The 6,295-nt window shown below is 46.3% G+C and carries 2 protein-coding genes and 2 pseudogenes; 2 read left to right on the forward strand and 2 right to left on the reverse strand.

What is annotated here, in order from left to right; translation table 11 throughout:
- Positions 1–4,270, reverse strand: a 4,270-nt coding sequence (locus QUB26_RS26935) for an nSTAND1 domain-containing NTPase (RefSeq protein WP_333320414.1), incomplete at its 3' end; no start/stop codon positions are given.
- A 177-nt stretch (positions 4,271–4,447) separates the two neighbouring features.
- On the opposite strand from QUB26_RS26935, the gene QUB26_RS26940 reads away from it, so the two are divergent.
- Positions 4,448–4,579 (forward strand): hypothetical protein, encoded by a 132-nt coding sequence (locus QUB26_RS26940; protein WP_333291672.1) that lies wholly within the window; start codon positions 4,448–4,450, stop codon positions 4,577–4,579.
- A 66-nt stretch (positions 4,580–4,645) separates the two neighbouring features.
- Positions 4,646–5,719: pseudogene (locus QUB26_RS26945) on the forward strand (IS630 family transposase).
- A gap of 12 nt (positions 5,720–5,731) precedes the next feature.
- Here the strand turns inward: QUB26_RS26945 and QUB26_RS26950 are convergent.
- Positions 5,732–6,146: pseudogene (locus QUB26_RS26950) on the reverse strand (ISAs1 family transposase); the annotation flags it as partial.
- Between the last annotated feature and the right edge of the window lie 149 nt (positions 6,147–6,295).

The raw sequence follows: 6,295 nt of genomic DNA on the forward strand, positions 1-6,295 counted from the left end.
CATCCGGACTAAAGTTCGCACCCGTGACTAAGCCTTGATGCCTTTCGAGAACGGCCAACTGCTTGCCAGTAGTGTCCCACAGGCGGGCGGTACCGTCTTCTCCAGCAGTGACTATGAGCTTGCCATCCAGGCTGAACTGTGCATTAGATACATTACCTTGATGCCCTTTGAGGATATGCAACTGCTTGCCAGAGGTGTCCCACAGGCGGGCGGTACCGTCTTCTCCAGCAGTGACTAGGAGCTTGCCATCCCCGCTGAACTGTGCATCAGATACATTACGTTTATGCCCTTTGAGAATGACAAACTGCTTGCCAGTAGTGTCCCACAGACGGACGCTGTCCTCATTTCCAGCAGTGACTAAAAGCTTGCCATCCGGACTCATGGCGATCTTGTCGGCACCTTGAGATATTTTGAGGACGAACAACTCGTTGCCAGACCTCTCCCACAGGCGGACGGCGTCATCTATTCCTACAGTGACTAGGAGCTTGCCATCTGGGCTGAACGCCACATTATTGATATCACCTTGATGCCCTTGGAGAGGCAACGGCTCGCCTTTAGTGTCCCGCAGGTTGGCAGTGTCCCACAGGTTGGCGATGTTGTCTTGCCCACCGCTGACGAAAAGCTTGCCATCCGGACTGAACGCCACGCTATTGACATTACCTTGATGCGATTTGCGGACGGTCAACGGCTTGCCAGATGTGTCCCACACACCGGCGGTGCCGTTTTCTCCTGCAGTGACTAAAAGCTTGCCATCCGGACTGAATGCCACGTTATTAATATCACCTTGAGTCGCTTTGAGGAGAGGTAACTGCTTACCAGACCTGTTCCACAAGCGGACAGTGTCGTCTTTTCCTACAGTGACTATGAGCTTGCCATCCGGGCTGAACATGGCGCTCTTGACATCGTCTTTATGCCCTTTGAGAACAGCCAACTGCTTGCCGGAAGTGTCCCACAGACGGGCAGTGCCGTCTTTTCCAGCAGTGACTAGCTGCTTGCCATCAGGACTGAACGCCACGCTATTGACCTGACCGTTATGCCCTTTGAGGAGAGCCAACTGCTTGCCAGACGTTTCCCACAGACGGGCGGTGCCGTCTTCTCCAGCAGTGACTAGCTGCTTGCTATTCGTCGGGCTGAACGCCATGCTATTGATCCTTTCTTGATTCGTTGGGAAATCAGCCAACTTCTTCTTGCCAGAGATGTCCCACAGGACGATAGTTGACACCGGGCGGAATAGGCTTTCAGTTCCACTGGTAGCTAGAGTTTTGCCATCCGGGCTGAAAGCGATATTATAAACTTCCTTTTGATTGCTTTCTAAACGGTTAACTTCCTGCCCTGTATAAATTGTCTCTGACAGCTTGCCCAGCACTTGAGCCTTTAACCCCTCCGGCAAAAGTGCTTGCCAGAACGACTGCTTGAGTGCTTTTGCAGCCCGTAAACTTCCTATCCGTGCATCCAGTGTCTGATTAGAGGCCAAGCGGGCTTCAGCGGATTCTAGAAAAGCCTGAATCTGCTCGATTTCTGATTCCCTCCACTTAATTCCAGCAACAATGGCAAATCCACCCAAGACAAAAGCAGCGCTCACAGCCGCCATGAGTTGACGCTTTCTGCGCTGTTCCTCAAGCTTGAGTCGTCGCTGGCGCAACTGAACACAAGCCAAAACATATTCCGCCTCAAGTTGATTGAGATGCACAAATTTGGGGTGCTTCCACAACACCTCTGCATCTTCTAATCGTCCCCCCTGATGGATGAGATAAGTGTCTTGGCCTGGTTGCTCTTGGTGCTGCTGCCACTCCTCTGCTGCCTGATTAATGGTTTCTCGCAATAGCAAGTCATTGCGGTTCTGATTCAACCAATTTTGTAACGTTGGCCAGTAGCGGATTAAAGCTTCATGGGCGACTTCGACTTCTTCCTTCCCCGTAGCTTCGTTGCGACTGGTAACTACAAGTCGCACGCCTTCCCCTGCCAACTGCTGCACCAACTTCCTTGTCACTGCTAGATCGTCGCCTGTGGGCACCAAATCCTCTAACTCGACTCGCCGGCGGGTGTCCCGTCGCTTCTGGCCTGGTACGGCACTGGCATCCAAGCGGGTTAAGCGCAAGAAGATATTCTGGACTTGTTCTTGCTCAGCAACTGACAAGCTATTGTAGAAATCATCGGCAGTCTTAGCTATTGCCTTTTGGACTCCACCGATCGCTTGGTACTCCTCATCGCACAGCCACCGTCCCCGCCGTCGCTTCCACAGTTCCTGCAAGGCATATTGCAGCAGCGGCATCGCCCCAGGTTCCCCCTGCACATCATTGAGAATCGAGTGACTCAAGCCAGCTTCAAAGCGCAGTCCCCCCCTGTCTGCCTGCATCTTCATTGCTGTAATCAGTTCCGCAGGTTCCATCGGCCCAACCAATTTTTGTCGGGTTTCAATCCGCTTTCTCAGTTCGGGGTAAAAGGTACACTCTCCCAAAAAGTCTGCGCGCATTGTAATTACGACTTTCCGCCGATCGGCAAAGTTTAATAACTTTTCAATAAATTCGATCCGCTCGGCTTTATCTTCACAGAGAGTGAATACTTCTTCAAATTGGTCTACCACTAATATTGAATGATGCTCTGATACCTTCAATAATCTTTCTAATCGTCTTTTTAGTTGCCTCAGCGGCTCCTTTCCAGGTGTCATGTAAGCCCACTGAAAGCTTAGCTCCTCTTCTTTAAGCTTAGGAATTAGCCCAGCTAGCACTACGGATGATTTGCCGCTACCCGAAGTGCCGATAACGGCTAAAAAATTATCCTTCGCCAATTCCTTTTGTAAATCTCTAATCAGTTCATCGCGCCCAAAGAAGAACTTGTGGTATTTTTTATCACCGAAGGAAGACAGTCCAGGGAACGGGCACTCAGCCTTGTATTCTGGTGGTTGCTTACCCAAGGCTGCCAGAGCGTCGAAACTGAGTTCGATTACTTGATCGCACAGGTTATCGATCTCTACTATTGCCTGCTGGCGCTGTTCACGCGCTGTGCGTGACTCGGCTCCTTGGGTATCTTTGAGGATCTCTACCTGCGTTTTAAACCTCTGCTTGAGTACCGAAGCATTAGGGGCGCGTTCTACGAGGAGTTTGCTCAGCTTTTCAATACCATACTCGATTTCCTCGTCGGTTAAATCTCGATTGTCAAGACGATCGCTAAATAAGGGACGCCCACCCAAGCGACTAAACAAAGCCGGGACAGCAATATCGTGGCGTTTTCCCAATCCGGCGGTTGCCTCTTGTAGCGCCGTATCTACCTCTCCGGACTCTCTGAGTCGTCGGTAAAAGTTCTGTCCTAGAGCTAAGCCTGTCTCTACGCTCACCTTGCGAGTCATCGCTACTACAGCAGGCATCCCCAAATTTCTTACCAATCTTTGACCTAATCCACCTAATCCTGCTTCTGCTCTGGGGTCGGCACTTTCGCAAGTGCACAGGAAGGTAAAGTGAGGTAAGCTCCTCTGATGATTACCGATGTTCTTGAGCTCTGCCAGAAAATCTTCTCCCGTAACTGGCTGAACTTGGTTATCTGCTTTTGCCCAGTACAGAACTGTTTCTCCGTTATCCAGCAGCTTGCCGTGGGCGACAAAGTGCAGCAAGGTGTATGGTTTCTTGGCGTTAGTCAGTTGCTTAGACAGTTCTTGTAGGGTTGGGGGCCCGATCGCACCTGCGACATCATTTGCCAAAATTTCGTAAGGAATTTCACCAAGCGCTTCCTTGACTCCAGATAAAACAGCTTCAACGTCAAAAGGTGCTAATTGAAACTTGCCTATATTAGAGGGACTCGCTACCAGCACCAGTGCCCGCAAGTCACGCCGTCCAATGGGGGGAAAGCGCCGATCGATAATAGTAGGAATGTACAAGGAAAAGGGAACGCGCTGGTTGCGGGCTAAAAGATGCCACTCTCCATCGGCATCAATCGGAGCGCACAACCTTTCCCAATGCAAGGTTTTGATAGGGTCATTGTCAGCCGCTTCAATTGACAGCAAAATTCGTAACAGGGAGTCCTGACTACTCTTGGATAGGGCACGAACAAAGGTGTCGTATACAGCCCCTCGAAACAAAGCTTTGCCTAGTAGAGTGCCGTATTCCCTCTCGTTTTCTTGCTGTTGAGTGAGTTTGTTCAAGTCATCCTGACTTAGCTGGAGAGTCTCTTTTGAATGGATGGTTAGTCCGTCCGGTTGCTTACACCTGACAACAATGGGCCAGCTACTATCGCCTGATTTGCTCTGGATGGTAATCTCAAACTCAAAGACGTTCATGCGTCATGTCCTCTCATTATTTCTCGCTCTTTATATGGTCAGATAACCAATACTATGTCGTTATTAACACTAATTATAACCTACAGCACTTCCGGATGTTATGAGGTACAGTAGCAGCAATTAGTAAACCAGTTTTTAAGATGTTTCGGATTAATTAAGTCAAGACCCACAGCAATTATGGTGTCAACCATTTTAGTGGTGGTTGGTGAAAACTGGATCAATAAAGATTTGAGTTGCGACCACCATAATTTAATTGGATTAAAATCAGGAGAGTATGGGGACAAACACAAGATAGAAGCACCAGGGTAAGAGCATCTCATACCATTTTTTTAAAGATGTGATAGACTTGTGTGAAAAGTAAAGGAGAGAATTACAATGTCTGGTCCTCCTCATATAAAGATTACCGAATCTGGAGAAAATTTGCGAGAAATACTCAAAAAACAAAAAAGAATCCTAGCTTATAATAAAGTCCAAATGCTTTATTTATTTCAGTCAAAACAAGTAGAAACTGTGCGGGAAGTATCAGCAGTTTTAGGTAAAAGTGAGGCAACGATTCATCGCTGGCTCTCCCAATATAGAAAGGGCGGTCTGGAAAATTTGTTAAAAAATAGGCAGGTTTTCGGTCGCCCAAAAAAGTTCTCAGTTGAAATAGCAGCGACCTTGCAACAAGAGTTGAGAGACCCCGAAGGATTTAAGAGTTATAAAGAAGTTCATCTTTGGCTATGGTTGATTAAAGGAATAGCCAGTAGTTACTCGGCTGTATATTCTTTAGTTAGAGGAGTATTAAAAAGTAAATTAAAAATTCCCAGACCTCGCAGTATTTCTCAGAAATCTACGGCAATTAATGAATGCAAGAATAACTTGCATCGACAGATAAAAGCTTTACTAGACAAAGCTTTACCTCAAGTAAATAAATATAAAAAAGTCACTTATTGGTGTAGTGATGAAACGCGGATAGGGCTGCATACAATAAAGTCGGCGCAAGCTGACGCTTTCCGGCGTAAAGCCCATGGGGAAGCATCAATGGAAATTTGAGTGTTTTTGGCTGTATGGGGCAGTATCAATCCCTACAGGAAAAAGTTTTTTTTGGGAGTTTTCCCATTTAGACAAAGTTTGTTTTGGAGCCTATTTACAACTTTTGTCAATACAAGATCAGTCATCAATTACACATCATTTAAGTTGATAACGCACGACTCTCATAATTTGGACTCATCTGAATTACCAGACAATGTTATTTTACTATTTCAGCCTCCCGCTTGTCCGGAAGTAAATCCGACAGAAAGAGTGTGGGAATATCTGAAAGATTTTTTAGCTTGGTCAGTGTTTAGTAATCTGGACGAACTCCGCACAAAAGTCAAGGAAATTTTGGCATCTTTCACCGATCGCGTCATTGGTTTTCTCACCGGATGGTCTTGGATTTTACATTCTTTATCTCTATCACATCTTTAAAAAAATGGTATTAACTTGGCCGAGGACTAAACGATTTTCCGAAGCCCACGCTGTCACTAAATGTAAATTTTTTTTGCCTTGATTTCGGTCATAAGACCCTCGGAGACTTTTTCCGTCAATCGGGATAACTTGGTCAACAACTGAACCGATAAATTTTTGAACCCATTGAGTTAACTTCTGTTCTAAAATTTTGGGGTCTAGTTTTTCAAAAACTCTACGAAACGTATCATGATGAGGAATGCCATTGGGTAATTCTAAAAATTGTTTGAGCCAGGTCTGTTTACTTATTCCATAATTTTCCATATCTTCCCATCCGTTACCTCCAGCTATTATCGCTAACAAAGCAATCACGCTTGATATCTTTAAGTAAGTGATGTTTAGTGCGGTCAACTCTTGGATCAGGTAGATCATCAAAATAATTCAACAAACCCCCTTCTAGTTTCTAGTGGGTGCATCTCACTTTGGCGAATGTGTCAAAAAAGAGTTAAAATGAAAAAGCTAGGACTTACGCATTGACAAAAAATATCATCTATGTAGTCTAGATAATGGCATCGTTGTGAAGGTTGGCAAAAATAT

Source organism: Microcoleus sp. B4-C1 (assembly GCF_036705285.1).
Lineage (GTDB): Bacteria > Cyanobacteriota > Cyanobacteriia > Cyanobacteriales > Microcoleaceae > Microcoleus.